Here is a 12670-nt window from a genome sequence, read left to right as displayed (position 1 = left end):
ATGAACCTGTTCTTCTTCGGCATCTACCCGTACATCGCCGGCACGGTGTTCCTGCTCGGCAGCCTGGTGCGCTTCGACCGCGAGCAATACCTGTGGCGCAGCGAATCCAGCCAGATGCTGCGCACCGGCACCCTGCGCTGGGGCTCCAACCTGTTCCACGTCGGCATCATCGGCCTGTTCTTCGGCCATCTGGTGGGCCTGCTGACCCCGCTGGCGGTGTTCGAGGCACTGGGCCTGACGCCGCAGGACAAGCAGCTCATGGCCATGGGCACCGGCGGAACGCTGGGGATCCTGATCCTCGTCGGGCTGCTGCTGCTGATCGCGCGGCGCCTGGGCGAGCCGCGCCTGAAGGCCACCACGCGCCCGATGGACTGGGTCACGCTGCTGTGGCTGCTGGCCACGCTGCTGCTGGGCCTGAGCACGATTGCCGTCTCGGCGCACCACCTGGACGGCGCCGAGATGCTGCTGCTCATGTCCTGGGCCAAGGGTGTGGTGACCTTCCAGGGCGCCTCGGCCGCCGCCTTCATCGCCGGCGCCTCGCCGGTGTTCAAGGTGCACATCGTGTTCGGCCTGACGCTGTTCCTGCTGTTTCCCTTCACCCGCCTGGTGCACATCTGGAGCGGCATCGCCTCGGTGGCCTACCTGGCACGCCCCTGGCAACTGGTGCGCACGCGGCGCTGAATCGAGGAGAAAAGACCATGGATGCTTCCCAGGACCCCCATGCCGTGATGCAGCAGCGCCTGCTGCGCCACCTGCGCGAACGCGCGCGCTCCCTCGGCCTGTGCGAGGCGGACGCCGGCGGCGAGCCCGCGGGCGAAGAGCAACTGCTCGAAGCCCTGCTCGAGCACGATCTGCGTGTGCCGGAACCTTCCGAGGAGGAGTGCCGCCGCTACCACGAGGCCCACGCCGACGAGCTGCGCCAGGGCGCGCTGGCCAAGGCGGACCACATCCTGTTCGCCGTCACCGACACCACGCCCATCGAGGCGCTGCGCCGCCATGCGGAGGGGGTGCTCAACGCGCTGCTCGCCGGCCAGGCGGACTTCGAGCAACTGGCGCGGGCCGAGTCCAACTGCCCGTCGGCGCAGGTCGGCGGAAACCTGGGCCAGCTCTCGCGCGAACAGTGCGTTCCCGAGTTCTGGGCCGCGCTGGCGCAGCACGGGCAACCCGGGCTGCTGCCGCGCCTGGTGACCACGCGCTTCGGCCTGCACGTGGTGCGCGTGCACCGCTTCGATCCCGGGCGCCTGCCGCCCTTCGAGGACCTGCACGAGGCGCTGGCCGGGCGTCTGCGCCGGCAATCCCTGGTGCGCGCGCTGGCGTTGTACGCTGAGGACCTGCGGCGCCAGCTCGATGCCGAGCCCGCCGCGGCCTGACCCGCGCCGGCGACCGACTGCCCGCCAGCACCCGCCCGCCAGCACCTGCCCCCGCGCCATGATCCTGGAAAGCCTGCTCGCCTACCTGCACATCTCCGCCATCCTCGGCCTGGCCGTGTTCCTGACCGCGCGCGTGGCGCTGCTGCGCCCGGAAGTGCTGGAGCAGCGTCCCGCGCTGCTGCGGCGCCTGCTGCGCCTGGACCTGTGGTGCTGGGGCGCCTTCGCCGCGGTGGCGATGAGCGGAGCGGCGCGCGTGCTGCTGGGCGTCAAGGGCGCGGGCTGGTACCTGCACAACCCGCTGCTGTGGACCAAGCTCGTGCTGTTCGCGGCCATGGTGCTGATGGGGCTGCCCTCGAGCCGCGCCTGCAGGCGCTGGGTGGAGCTGGGCCAGGCGCCCGAGCCCGAGATCGCCGTGCAGCGGAAGTGGCTGATGTGGCAGGCCCACGTGATGGTGCTGCTGCCGCTGTTCGGCGCCTTGATGGCCTACGGCTACTGATCCTCCAGGCTGCCGGCCCGGCGCCGCATGCTGCGTACCATGGGATGCCCAGGGGCGCGGGCCCCGTGCGCAAGCCGTGGGAGGATCGAGATGCTGGACCTTGCATTCGCGCTGAAGGTGTTCGCCGCGATGTTCGCGATCATGAACCCGATCGCCAACGTCCCCGTGTTCCTGTCCCTCACCGCCGGCAGCAGCGATGCCGCGAAGCGGCGCATCGCCGGCGTGGCGATGATCGGCGTGACCATCGGCTGCGTGGTCTCGCTGGTGGCGGGCGCGGCGATCCTGCACCTGTTCGGCATCACCATCAACGACTTCCGGCTCGCCGGCGGCCTGCTGGTGCTGCTGATCGCGCTGGACATGCTGCACGGCTCGGCCAGCGCGCAGCATCAGCCCGGTGAGCACGAGCTGGGGGACGCGGCGGCGGAGCAGGACGTCGCGGTGTACCCGCTGACCGTGCCGCTGCTGGTGGGGCCCGGCACCATCGCCACGCTGATCGTGTTCGGCCAGACGGCGGTGGCGCAGCAGCGCATCGCCAGCCTCGTCGCCGGCCTGGTGCTGTTCCTGCTGCTGCTGGGCGCCAGCATGTTCGCGGCGCCCGCCATCGGCCACCGGCTTTCGCCCAGGGCCATCGCGATCACCAAGCGCCTGATGGGCATGATCCTGGCCGCCATCGCCGTGGAGATGATGCTGGCCAGCCTGCAGGTGTTCCTCAAGGGCGTGATCGGCTCGTAGGGCCGTGGGTGGCGCCGGCCCGAGCGGTGCACGGCGGGAGCCACTCGCCCACACTGCGCAGGGGGCTATTCAGGTTATTCCGGGAATCCGCGCCGGCGCCCGCGAAAAGGCAGCGGCCCACCCATAATCGTCCGCCAGTGCCGGGATGGCCCGGCCGCGAGGCTCCCTCATGGACCCCACCGGAATCCACGGCCTGCAGCAGCGACTGCGCAACCGCCACATCCAGCTCATCGCACTGGGCGGCTCCATCGGCACCGGCCTGTTCCTCGGCTCCGCGGGGGTGCTCGAACGCGCCGGTCCCTCGATGCTGCTGGCCTACGCCCTGGCCGGGGCCATGGTGTTCCTGATCATGCGATTCCTCGGGGAAATGCTGGTCGAGACCCCGGTTTCCAGTTCCTTCAGCTATTTCGCCGACCGCTACTGGGGGCGTTTCGCCGGCTATTTCTCCGGCTGGAACACCGTGGTGCTGTACGTGCTGGTGGCCATGGTCGAGCTCAGCGCCGCCGGCAAGTTCGTGCAGTTCTGGTGGCCCTGGGTTCCCGGCTGGCTCACCGCGGCGCTGGGCCTGCTGGCGATCACCGCGCTGAACCTGACGAGCGTGCGCGCCTACGGCGAGTCGGAGTTCTGGTTCGCCCTGTTCAAGGTGCTCGCGGTGCTGGCCATGATCGGCTTCGGCGCCTGGCTGCTGCTGGCGCACCGCGAAAGCCCGGGCGTGGGCCTGTCCAACCTCTGGTCGCAGGGCGGCTTCCTGCCGCACGGCTGGTCGGGCCTGCTCATGTCCCTGGGCCTGGTCGCCTTCGCCTTCGGGGGCATCGAGATCATCGGCTTCGCCGCGGCCGAGACCCACGACCCCTCCAGGGTGATTCCCAAGGCCATCAACCAGATCGTCTATCGCGTGCTGCTGTTCTACGTCGCCTCCAGCGTGGTGCTGCTGTCGCTGTACCCCTGGCAGGGCCTGCTGCGCCACCTCCAGGAAGGCGGCGGAACGTACAGCAGCAGCCCCTTCGCGCTGATCTTCTCGGTGCTCGGCGACCGGCTCGCCGCCAACCTGCTGAACCTGGTGATCCTCAGTGCCGCGCTGTCGGTGTACAACGGCATCGTCTATTCGACCAGCCGGCTGCTCTACGGCATGGCCCGCCAGGGCCATGCCCCCGGCTGGCTGGGCGTGGCCGACCGCCGCGGCGTGCCGGTGCGCGCGCTGGGCATCATGACCCTCGCCACCGCGGGCTGCGTGCTGATGAACTACCTGATTCCCCAGCGCGTGATCGAGGTGCTGATGTCCCTGGTGACCGCGGCGCTGCTGTTGCTGTGGGCGGTGATCGTGCTCACCCATCTGTACTTCCGCCGCGCCATGCGCGAGCAGCGCGTGCGCACCGGCTTTCCGGCCCTGTTCAGCCCCTGGAGCAACTACGCCTGCCTGGGCTTCATCGTGCTCGTGGCGGGGGTGCTGTTCGCGTCCGAAACCACGCGCGCATCGGTGTGGGCCATTCCGGTGTGGCTGCTGGTGCTGTGGCTGGCCTACCTGCTGCGCGAGCGCCTGCGCCGGGCGCCGCCGGTGGCGGGTGGCGGCACATGAGGCAAGGGCAGCCGTGCGCGGGCATCAGGCGGCCGCGCGCGGGCCGGGCACGGCGTGGAGCTATGCTCGCTGCATGCGCCGCGTCGAATCCGCCCCGAACCTGGTGATCGCCACCCTGTGGGCGGATGCGCTGAGCGCCGCGGGCATCGAGGCCCGGGTGTTCTCGCGCTACCTGTCCAGCATCGCCGGCGAGATTCCGCCCAGCGAGGCCGAACCTACGGTCTGGGTGCTCGACGACAGCGACCTGGAGCGCGCCCGCCAGTTGCTGGCCGAGTTGCAGCGCCCCGTGCGGGGGGCGTGGTGGCGCTGCGAATCCTGCGGCGAGCGCCATGGCCCGCAGTTCGCCCAATGCTGGAACTGCGGCGCCGCCCGCGCCGAACCCCGCTGAACGGCGGGGCCCGGCGACGGCGGGGCGCCGGCCTCAGCCGGCCTTGGCTGCGCCCAGCACGCCGCGGCGGACCTGGTCGCGTTCGATGGACTCGAACAAGGCCTTGAAGTTGCCTTCGCCGAAACCCTCGTCGGCCTTGCGCTGGATGAACTCGAAGAACACCGGGCCGAGCAGGGTCTGCGAGAAGATCTGCAGCAGCAGGCGCTTGTCCCCGCCGGCGGTGGAGCCGTCGAGCAGGATGCCGCGTGCGCGCAGCTCGCCCACCGGCTCGCCGTGCCCGGGCAGGCGCTCCTCCAGCATCTCGTAGTACACCTCGTTGGGCGCGGTCATCAGCGGCACGCCGCCGGCGCGCAGCGCGTCGACGGTGGCCATCAGGTCGTCGGTGAGCAGCGCCACGTGCTGGATGCCCTCGCCGTTGAACTGCATGAGGAATTCCTCGATCTGCCCGTTGCCCCCCGCTTCCTCGTTCAGGGGAATGCGGATGCGCCCGTCCGGAGCCGACATGGCGCGGCTGGTCAGCCCGGTGTATTCGCCCTTGATGTCGAAATAGCGGATTTCGCGGAAATTGAAGATCTTCTCGTAGAAACCGGCCCAGAAGGCCATGCGACCGCGGTAGACGTTGTGGGTGAGGTGGTCGATGAACTTCAGCCCGACGCCGCGCGGGTGGCGCTCGCAGCCGTCGACCCATTCGAAGTCGATGTCGTAGATGCTCTTGCCGTCCTCGAAGCGGTCGATCAGGTACAGCGGCGCGCCGCCGATGCCCTTGATCGCCGGCAGGCGCAGTTCCATCGGGCCCGTGGGGATCTCCATGGGCTGCGCGCCGAGGTCCAGCGCGCGCGCGTAGGCCTTGTGCGCGTCGCGCACGCGAAAAGCCAGGCCGCAGGCGCTGGGGCCGTGCTCGGCGGCGAAATAGGCCGCCTGGCTGCGCGGCTCGCGGTTGATGATGAAGTTGATGTCGCCCTGGCGCCACAGCTCCACGTCCTTGCTGCGGTGGCGGGCCACGCGTGAGAAACCCATGTTCTGGAACAGGGGCTCGAGGACGCCGGGGGTGGGGGAGGCGAATTCGACGAACTCGAATCCGCACAATCCCATGGGATTGTCGAACAGGTCAGGCATTGCAGGCTCCTGCGAAAGCTCAAGAAGATCATGCACGCGCACGCGCGGCGTGCTACCCCGGCGCGCGACCGCGCGCCGCGGGGAATCAGCGCGCGGCCCGAGGGGGCGCGCCCGGCCTGCCGCGCACGCTGCGCGCCAGGTGGATTCCGACGATCAAGGCCTGAATGCTCATGAATGTGTGATACGTCCAGAGGCGAGATTACCACTGTCCGAAAAACACTCCCGCCCGCTTGTGCGCCGCCGTGCCGCGCTCGACCATGTCGTCGCTGATGGTGGTGCGCCGCTTGCGCCGCGCCAGCCAGTCGAGCAGGCGGCTGCGCATGGCTTCGCGCACCGCCGCGGTCGAGGCGTCGCGCCCCAGGTCGAACATTTCCTGCGGGTCTTCCTGCAGGTCGTACAGCTGTTCCGGCTCGTCGAGCCAGTACACGTAGCGCCAGCGCCCGTTCCGGCAGGAGAAACCCTTGGCGTTTTGCGGGTTCTTGCCCAGCAGGCGTCGAGCGTCCTTGAAACTGTAGTCGAGCTCGGAGAACACCGCGTCGCGCCACGCCGGCGCCTGCCCGCCCGCGTCGAACAGCAGATCCTGCAGGCAGCGGCCCTCGATGCGATGCTGGGGAACGGCCAGGCCCAGCGCGCGCAGGATGGTGGGCACCACGTCCACGCTCTCCACCATGCGCTGTTCCACGCGCCCGCGGCTGACGTCGGCCTCGGCCGAGGGGTCGACCACGATCAGCGGCACGCGCTGGATCATGTCGTAGAACAGTTCCTTCTCGCCCAGCCAGTGGTCGCCGAGGAAGTCGCCGTGGTCGGAACACAGGATCACCAGCGTGTCGCGCAGCACGCCCAGGCGGTCCATGTGTTCGAACAGGCGCCCCAGGTGGGTGTCCAGCTGCTCGATCAGGCCCTGGTAGGCCGGGCGCACCACGCGCACGCATTCGTCCAGCGAGAAGCTGCGGCTTTCCTCGCTGGCGCGGTAGGCCTCGACGACCGGGTGGGCGCCGCGCAGTTCCTGCTGCGTGCGCAGCACCGGCAGGCACTGGTCGGCCGTGTATGCGGCGTGGTAGGGCGCCGGCGCCATGTAGGGCCAGTGCGGCTTGACGTAGCTCAGGTGCAGCACCCAGGGGCGCTCGGCCATGTCCCCGATGAAGCGCATGGCCTGGTCGGTCATGTACGCGGTCTCGGAATGCTCCTCGCGCACCCGCGCCGGCAGGTGCACGTTGCGCATGTGCCAGCCCGAGCACACCCGCCCCTGCGCGTCGAGTCCGGAGATGACGAAGTCGGTCCACGGGTCGGCGCTGTCGTAGCCGTGCGCGCGAAGGAAGGCGGGGTAGCCCGACTCGTCGCCGGGGGTGTGGTGCCCGTCGTAGCGGTCGAGTTCGCTGAAGCCGCCGCGCTCGAGCAGGTGGCCGAGTTCGCTCTGCCCGTCCAGGTGCAGGCGCCGCAGGCCGTCGTGGTCGGGCATCACGTGGGTCTTGCCGGCCAGCGCCAGCTCCATGCCGGCGTCGCGCAGGTATTCGCCCAGCGTGAGCTCGCCCACCGACAAGGGCACGCGGTTCCACGTGGCGCCGTGGCTGGCGGCGTAGCGCCCCGTGTAGTAGCTCATGCGAGAGGGCCCGCAGACGCCGGAGTTGACGTAGGCCTGGTCGAAGCGCACGCCGCGGCGTGCCAGCGCATCGATGTTCGGGGTGCGGATGTAGGGGTGTCCGTAGCAGGCCAGGTGGTCCCGGCGCAGCTGGTCGGCCATGATGAACAGTACGTTGCGGACCACGATCGGGCTCCGTTTGGGGTTCTGGGGATGCGCGCGTCGCGCCTCGGCGCGATCGGGCTAGGCTCCGCCGGATTCCTGCTCCTGGCGCGCCCCGATGACCCGCGCCAGGAAAGTACGGGTGCGCTCGTGCCGCGGCTGCACCAGGATGTCCTGCGGCGGGCCCTGCTCGACGATCACGCCGCCGTCCATGAAGGCCACGCGGTGGCCGACGTCGCGCGCGAAGCCGATCTCGTGCGTGACCACGATCATGGTCATGCCTTCGCCGGCCAGCTGGCGCATCACGGCCAGCACTTCGTCGACCAGTTCCGGGTCCAGTGCCGAGGTAGGCTCGTCGAACAGCATCAGCTTGGGCTGCATGGCCAGCGCGCGCGCGATGGCGATGCGCTGCTGCTGCCCGCCCGAGAGCTGGCCCGGATAGGCATGCGCCTTGGCCGACAGCCCCACGCGCTCCAGCAGTTCCAGCGCGCGCGCGCGTGCCTGCGCGGCCGTCTGCCCGCGCACGCGCATCGGCGCCTCGACGATGTTCTGCAGCGCCGTCATGTGCGGGAACAGGTTGAAGCGCTGGAACACCATGCCGATGTCGGCTCGCTGGCGGCAGACCTCGCTTTCGGGCAGCTCGTACAGGCGCCCGTTGTGCGCGCGGCAGCCGATCAGCGCCCCGTCCACGCGGATGGCGCCGGCCTGGATGGTTTCCAGGTGGTTGATGCAGCGCAGGAAGGTGCTCTTGCCCGAGCCCGAGGGTCCGATCAGGCACACCACCTCGCCGGCGGCCACCTCGAGGTCGATGCCCTTGAGCACTTCCAGATGCCCGTAGCGCTTGTGGACTCCCTGCGCCTGCACCATCGGGCGCGACGCGGCGGACTCATGCGGCTTCATGCAGGCTCCGGTGGGCGCGGCCGAGCCGGCGCTCCAGCAGGTGCTGGCCCGCGCTGGCCACGGTGGTGACCAGCAGGTACCAGAAGGTGGCCACCAGCATCAGTTCGAGGGTGTGCAGGTTGGCCGAGGAGATGTTCTCCGCCGCGGTCAGCAGGTCACCGCCGGCAATCACCGACACCAGCGAGGTGGCCTTGAGCAGGGAGATGAACTGGTTGCCCGCCGGCGGCACGATGACCCGCAGCGCCTGCGGCAGGATGATGCGCCGCAGCGCCAGGCCGCGGCCCATGCCCAGCGCGGTCGAGGCTTCGTACTGCCCACGGTCCACCGACAGCAGCCCGGCGCGCACCGCCTCGGCCATGTAGGCGCCTTCGTTCAGGCCCAGCGCGACGATGGAGGCGACCAGGGGCGTGAGCACCGCATTGGTGGAAAAAGGCCCCAGATGCGGGAACAGCAGCGCCAGGTTGCCCCAGACGATGATCTGCACCAGCAGCGGGGTGCCGCGCAGCAGCCACACGTACAGCCGGCTGCCCATGCGCAGCACCCAGCTGTCCGACAGCAGCCCCACCGCCAGCAGGGTGCCGAGCACCAGCCCGACCAGCTCGGAGGCCAGCGCGATCAGCAGCGTCGTGCGCAACCCGGCCAGGATGGCCGGTGCGAACTGGTACTGCGCGATCGCGGCGTGGTCGATGTTGGGGTTGCGCCAGACCGACACCGCCAGCAGCACGAAGGCCACGGCGGCGACGGTGCTGGCGGTCCAAAGGCCGGGGCGGCGCAGGGGCACCACCCGCATGCGGGCGAGATCGACGGTTTCCATCAGTTTGCGCGGCGCGCGGGCGCGCCGTGGCCTCCGGGGATCATCGGGCTCAGATCTTCGCGCCGGCGTTGACCGTGGCCGATTTCACCGCGCCCCCCTGCACGCCGTACTTGCTCAGCACCTTCAGGTAGCTGCCGTCGTCGATGGTCGCCTGCAGCGCCTTTTGCAGCGCGTCACGCAGCTGGGGCTGGTCCTTGGGCACCGCGATGCCCAGCGGAACCGGCTGGTATTCGGGGCCGGCCACGTCGAACAGCTTGCCGCCATCGGCGGTCTTGGCCAGGTAGACCATGACCGGGGAGTTGCCCAGGAAGGCGGCCACGCGGCCGATCTGCACCTGCATGCGCGCGTCGGACGGTTGCGCGTACTGCATGTTGGTCACCGCCGGTTTGCCGTGGGCGACGCACCAGGCGTCGGCCTGCTGGGCCAGCTGGATCTGGGTCGAACCCTGCACGGTCGACACCGCCTTGCCGCACAGGCTGTGCAGGTCGGACACCTTGTCGGGGTTGCCCTTGCGCACCAGCAGCTTGGTGCCGAGGTTGAAGAAGTCGACGAAATCCACCAGCTTCTCGCGCTGCGCGGTGTCGTTCATGATGGTGAAGGCCACGTCGATCTGGTGCGACTTCATCGCCGGAAACAGGTTCGGGAAGGCCTCGGGCTTGAACTCGATGGGCGCCGGCAGGTGCTTGCTCATCGCGGCGGCCAGATCGACGATGACCCCCTGCAGGGTCTTGCCGTCGTCGGCGTAGGCGACCATCGGCGGCCCGTTGGTCAGGGTGCCGGCGATGATCGGCCGGGCGGCGGCGGCGTTGCCCGCATGCCAGGCGCCCAGCGCCAGCAGCGAGGCCGCCAGCGCGGCGCGAAGTGTTCCGGGGTTGTTCATGGTCTCCTCCTGGGTTCTGGTGTGGAGCCGTGCCGCGTCGCGCGCCGGCTCCTGTCGGACGATTCTAGGGAGGACCCATGCGTTGTTCGAATCAATCCCGGAAATGCATCAGGGTCTGCCCGAAACGAGACCGGGTGGGTACCACGGTGGTGTGCAGTCGTGATGAAATAGGGCCGTAGCCGCCGCCGCCGCGGGGGCCAGTACCCGTGCACGCCATGTCCCCCGAGATCCGCCGACTGCGAAATCCCGAGAACCTGGATGATCTGCTGAACTACCGCCTGTTCCGGCTGTATGCATCGGCGACGTCCCCGGTCACCCGCCTGATGGAGGGCAAATGGGGCATTTCGCGCCGGGAATGGCGCCTGCTCGCCGTGCTGGCGGCGGTCGGCCGCTCATCGCCCTCGGAACTGGCCGAGCGCTCGCACCTGGATCGCCCGCGCACCTCGCGCGCGATCTCCAGCCTGGTGGCCAAGGGACTCGCGCAGCGCGCGGTGACCGCCGACGACGCGCGGCGCGCCACGGTGTCGCTGACTCCGAGCGGGCGGGCCTTGTTCGAGGAAGTGTTTCCGCAGATCGCCCGGCTCAACGCGCGGCTGCTGGAGGCGATCGACGACGAGCTCGTGCTGGCGCTGGACCGCGCCTTGCGCGCACTCACCGTGCGCGCCGACGAACTGGGCATCAGCACCGAGCCGGAAGTGCGCGCGAACCGGCGCGCCGGCGGCTCGCGCCGCGTGCGCCCGATTCCCGGCGATCCCTACTGAACCCTGGGGCCCCGGCGGCGCCGGGACCGTCAAGCCTTACACGCGGCCCTTGTACTCGCCGGTGCGGGTGTCGATCTCGATCTTGTCGCCGATGGCCACGAAGATGGGCACGGGGATTTCCGCGCCGGTGGAGATCTTGGCAGGCTTGAGCACCTTGCCGGAGGTATCGCCCTTCACGGCGGGCTCGGTGTAGATGACTTCGCGCACCACGGTGGTGGGCATTTCCAGGGAAATCGCCTTGCCGTCGTAGAACACGACTTCCACCGGCATGCCGTCCTCGAGGTACAGCAGCGCGTCGCCCAGGTTGTCCTTCTCGACCTCGTACTGGTTGTACTCGGTGTCCATGAACACGTACATGGGGTCGGCGAAGTAGGAGTAGGTGCACTCCTTGCGCTCGAGCACGATCGGATCGAGCTTGTCGTCGGCCTTGTACACGAGCTCGGTGCCCCCGCTGGTCAGCAGGTTCTTGAGCTTCATCTTGACCGTGGCGGCATTGCGCCCGCCGCGGCTGTACTCGGTCTTCTGCACGACCATGGGATCCTTGCCGACCATGATCACATTGCCGGCACGGATTTCTTGAGCGAGTTTCATAGACTTTGAATAAGTTCCGGGAAAAGTCAATCGCTGATTTTAACAGGCCGCCGGGCTTCGCATCGCGCACGGCCCCGGGTCGCCCCGTGCGCGGCGCCGGCTCAGACCGGCTGCGCCCGAGGGTCGGATCCGGCCGGCGCGTCCTGCGCCACCGCCACGCCCAGCGCCTGCAGCAGTTGGCGCGCCAGGTCGGGCTGCGCGGCCAGGCCTTCGCACCAGGAACGTGCATGGGCGCGGATGTCCGGCAGCGCCGCGCAGAAGGCCTGCCAGGACGGCACCAGTTCCCCGCCGTCGTTCCAGGCCTCGGACATCGCGGTGACCGCGTCGCGCACCCGCGGATCCGCGTCGCGCAGGTAGCGGCGCAGGAAGGCGTCGATCTTCTCCAGGTGCGCCTGGTCCTGCTGCGGATAGGCGTGCCAGACCATGGGGCGCGCCGCCCACTGGGCGCGCACGAAGGAATCCTCGCCGCGCACGATGCACACGTCGGCCGACCACAGCAGCTCGTCGAAGCGCTCCTGCGCGACGAAGGGCAGGGCGCATAGCGTGAGGCTGCCGCGCACGGTGCTCTGGCCCGTGCCCAGCTGCATATGCAGCCAGGCGTCCACCTCGGCGCGCATGGGGCCGGGGCAGATCCACAGGGTGGTGGGCCGGCTGGCCGAGGCCATGGCCTGCAGCCAGCCCGCCACGCCGGCGCGCGCGTAGCTGAACAGCAGCACGGTCAGTGCGTGTTCCGGCGGCGGCGGCAGGCCCAGCGAGCGCAGCGCGATGCGCCGCGCGCTGGGCAGGCGTTCCCAGGAGGCACGGCGCGCCAGCAAGTCGCGCTCGCGCAACAGTCCGCCGGTGCCGGCGCCGAATCCGGGGAAGAAAAACAGCTTGTCGATGCCCCCGGGCTGCGGCGAGGGGCGCAGGTGCGCGCCCTCCACCCAGGCCTCGGCGCTGAGGTGTTCCAGGTTCACCCAGCGCACCCGGCGCGAGCCCAGGCGCTGGATGCGTTCGACGAAGCCCGGCAGCAGGTGGCAGCCGAACAATTCGACCACCACGTCCGCGGGGTCGAGCTGCTGCTGGCGTGACCACGGCAGAATGCTCACCGAGTCGATGGTCTGCTGGCCCATGCGCGGCTGGATCTGCGGGCAGATGGCCGCGAAAGTGTTCAAATCGTCGACGAACAACCGGACGACACAGCCGTGCTCGTGCGCCAGCTGCCTCGCCAGGCGCCAGGCCACGCCGATGTCGCCGAAATTGTCCACGACATGGCAAAACAGATCGCAGTTCAGGGGATGGTTCATCACAAGCAATCCACACGGG

General features: G+C 69.6%; 14 protein-coding genes. 7 read left to right on the top strand and 7 right to left on the bottom strand.

Annotated features, from left to right (window positions below):
• From narI to D466_RS0102975, 6 genes are all read left to right on the top strand, one after another.
• Window positions 1-681 carry a respiratory nitrate reductase subunit gamma gene (gene narI, locus D466_RS0103000; protein ID WP_018912217.1) on the top strand — a complete coding sequence of 227 codons (681 nt, stop codon included), beginning with the start codon at window positions 1-3 and terminating at the stop codon, window positions 679-681.
• Window positions 682-698: 17 nt separating this feature from the next.
• On the top strand, window positions 699-1370 hold the full coding sequence (locus D466_RS0102995; RefSeq protein ID WP_018912216.1) for a peptidylprolyl isomerase: 672 nt from the start codon (window positions 699-701) through the stop codon (window positions 1368-1370).
• Between the two features lie 58 nt (window positions 1371-1428).
• On the top strand, window positions 1429-1866 hold the full coding sequence (locus D466_RS0102990; RefSeq protein WP_018912215.1) for a DUF2214 family protein: 438 nt from the start codon (window positions 1429-1431) through the stop codon (window positions 1864-1866).
• A gap of 90 nt (window positions 1867-1956) precedes the next feature.
• Window positions 1957-2598: a MarC family protein gene (locus D466_RS0102985; RefSeq protein WP_018912214.1), complete on the top strand. Its 642-nt coding sequence runs from the start codon at window positions 1957-1959 to the stop codon at window positions 2596-2598.
• A gap of 169 nt (window positions 2599-2767) precedes the next feature.
• Window positions 2768-4174, top strand: coding sequence for an amino acid permease (locus D466_RS0102980; RefSeq protein WP_018912213.1), 1407 nt, complete (start codon window positions 2768-2770; stop codon window positions 4172-4174).
• A 73-nt stretch (window positions 4175-4247) separates the two neighbouring features.
• Window positions 4248-4562: a DUF2007 domain-containing protein gene (locus D466_RS0102975; RefSeq protein WP_018912212.1), complete on the top strand. Its 315-nt coding sequence runs from the start codon at window positions 4248-4250 to the stop codon at window positions 4560-4562.
• 33 nt (window positions 4563-4595) lie between these two features.
• Here D466_RS0102975 and hppD read toward each other — a convergent pair whose 3' ends face one another.
• The 5 genes from hppD to D466_RS20350 all read right to left on the bottom strand — a co-directional run bounded on the left by hppD (window position 4596) and on the right by D466_RS20350 (window position 10013).
• Window positions 4596-5678: a 4-hydroxyphenylpyruvate dioxygenase gene (hppD, locus tag D466_RS0102970; protein ID WP_018912211.1), complete on the bottom strand. Its 1083-nt coding sequence runs from the start codon at window positions 5676-5678 to the stop codon at window positions 4596-4598.
• Window positions 5679-5877: 199 nt separating this feature from the next.
• Window positions 5878-7443: a sulfatase-like hydrolase/transferase gene (locus tag D466_RS0102965; RefSeq protein WP_018912210.1), complete on the bottom strand. Its 1566-nt coding sequence runs from the start codon at window positions 7441-7443 to the stop codon at window positions 5878-5880.
• 57 nt (window positions 7444-7500) lie between these two features.
• Window positions 7501-8319: an amino acid ABC transporter ATP-binding protein gene (locus tag D466_RS20360; RefSeq protein ID WP_051083656.1), complete on the bottom strand. Its 819-nt coding sequence runs from the start codon at window positions 8317-8319 to the stop codon at window positions 7501-7503.
• Window positions 8306-9133 carry an amino acid ABC transporter permease gene (locus D466_RS20355; RefSeq protein WP_018912208.1) on the bottom strand — a complete coding sequence of 276 codons (828 nt, stop codon included), beginning with the start codon at window positions 9131-9133 and terminating at the stop codon, window positions 8306-8308. Before D466_RS20355 ends, D466_RS20360 begins: the two co-directional genes overlap by 14 nt.
• A gap of 49 nt (window positions 9134-9182) precedes the next feature.
• Entirely contained in the window at window positions 9183-10013 is an 831-nt protein-coding gene (locus D466_RS20350) for an ABC transporter substrate-binding protein (protein WP_018912207.1), read from the bottom strand.
• A 215-nt stretch (window positions 10014-10228) separates the two neighbouring features.
• Here D466_RS20350 and D466_RS0102945 point away from each other — a divergent pair, with 215 nt between their 5' ends.
• On the top strand, window positions 10229-10774 hold the full coding sequence (locus tag D466_RS0102945; protein WP_018912206.1) for a MarR family winged helix-turn-helix transcriptional regulator: 546 nt from the start codon (window positions 10229-10231) through the stop codon (window positions 10772-10774).
• A 36-nt stretch (window positions 10775-10810) separates the two neighbouring features.
• Here D466_RS0102945 and efp read toward each other — a convergent pair whose 3' ends face one another.
• A complete protein-coding gene (efp, locus tag D466_RS0102940; protein WP_026284824.1) occupies window positions 10811-11365 on the bottom strand; it encodes an elongation factor P in 555 nt (184 codons plus the stop codon).
• A gap of 101 nt (window positions 11366-11466) precedes the next feature.
• Window positions 11467-12651 (bottom strand): elongation factor P maturation arginine rhamnosyltransferase EarP, encoded by a 1185-nt coding sequence (gene earP, locus D466_RS0102935; RefSeq protein ID WP_018912204.1) that lies wholly within the window; start codon window positions 12649-12651, stop codon window positions 11467-11469.
• Window positions 12652-12670: the final 19 nt, after the last annotated feature.

Source organism: Thiomonas sp. FB-6 (assembly GCF_000377645.1).
Taxonomy (GTDB): domain Bacteria; phylum Pseudomonadota; class Gammaproteobacteria; order Burkholderiales; family Burkholderiaceae_C; genus Thiomonas_A.
The sequence above is the reverse complement of the archived record's forward strand: the minus strand, read 5'-3'. Positions and strand labels throughout refer to the sequence as shown.

What these genes read in the sequence shown, in the direction of transcription:
- narI (WP_018912217.1), top strand. Translation starts at nt 1, where the DNA reads ATGAACCTGTTCTTCTTCGGCATCTACCCGTACATCGCCGGCACGGTG.
- D466_RS0102995 (WP_018912216.1), top strand. Translation starts at nt 699, where the DNA reads ATGGATGCTTCCCAGGACCCCCATGCCGTGATGCAGCAGCGCCTGCTG.
- D466_RS0102990 (WP_018912215.1), top strand. Translation starts at nt 1,429, where the DNA reads ATGATCCTGGAAAGCCTGCTCGCCTACCTGCACATCTCCGCCATCCTC.
- D466_RS0102985 (WP_018912214.1), top strand. Translation starts at nt 1,957, where the DNA reads ATGCTGGACCTTGCATTCGCGCTGAAGGTGTTCGCCGCGATGTTCGCG.
- D466_RS0102980 (WP_018912213.1), top strand. Translation starts at nt 2,768, where the DNA reads ATGGACCCCACCGGAATCCACGGCCTGCAGCAGCGACTGCGCAACCGC.
- D466_RS0102975 (WP_018912212.1), top strand. Translation starts at nt 4,248, where the DNA reads ATGCGCCGCGTCGAATCCGCCCCGAACCTGGTGATCGCCACCCTGTGG.
- hppD (WP_018912211.1), bottom strand. Translation starts at nt 5,678, where the DNA reads ATGCCTGACCTGTTCGACAATCCCATGGGATTGTGCGGATTCGAGTTC.
- D466_RS20360 (WP_051083656.1), bottom strand. Translation starts at nt 8,319, where the DNA reads ATGAAGCCGCATGAGTCCGCCGCGTCGCGCCCGATGGTGCAGGCGCAG.
- D466_RS20355 (WP_018912208.1), bottom strand. Translation starts at nt 9,133, where the DNA reads ATGGAAACCGTCGATCTCGCCCGCATGCGGGTGGTGCCCCTGCGCCGC.
- D466_RS20350 (WP_018912207.1), bottom strand. Translation starts at nt 10,013, where the DNA reads ATGAACAACCCCGGAACACTTCGCGCCGCGCTGGCGGCCTCGCTGCTG.
- D466_RS0102945 (WP_018912206.1), top strand. Translation starts at nt 10,229, where the DNA reads ATGTCCCCCGAGATCCGCCGACTGCGAAATCCCGAGAACCTGGATGAT.
- efp (WP_026284824.1), bottom strand. Translation starts at nt 11,365, where the DNA reads ATGAAACTCGCTCAAGAAATCCGTGCCGGCAATGTGATCATGGTCGGC.
- earP (WP_018912204.1), bottom strand. Translation starts at nt 12,651, where the DNA reads ATGAACCATCCCCTGAACTGCGATCTGTTTTGCCATGTCGTGGACAAT.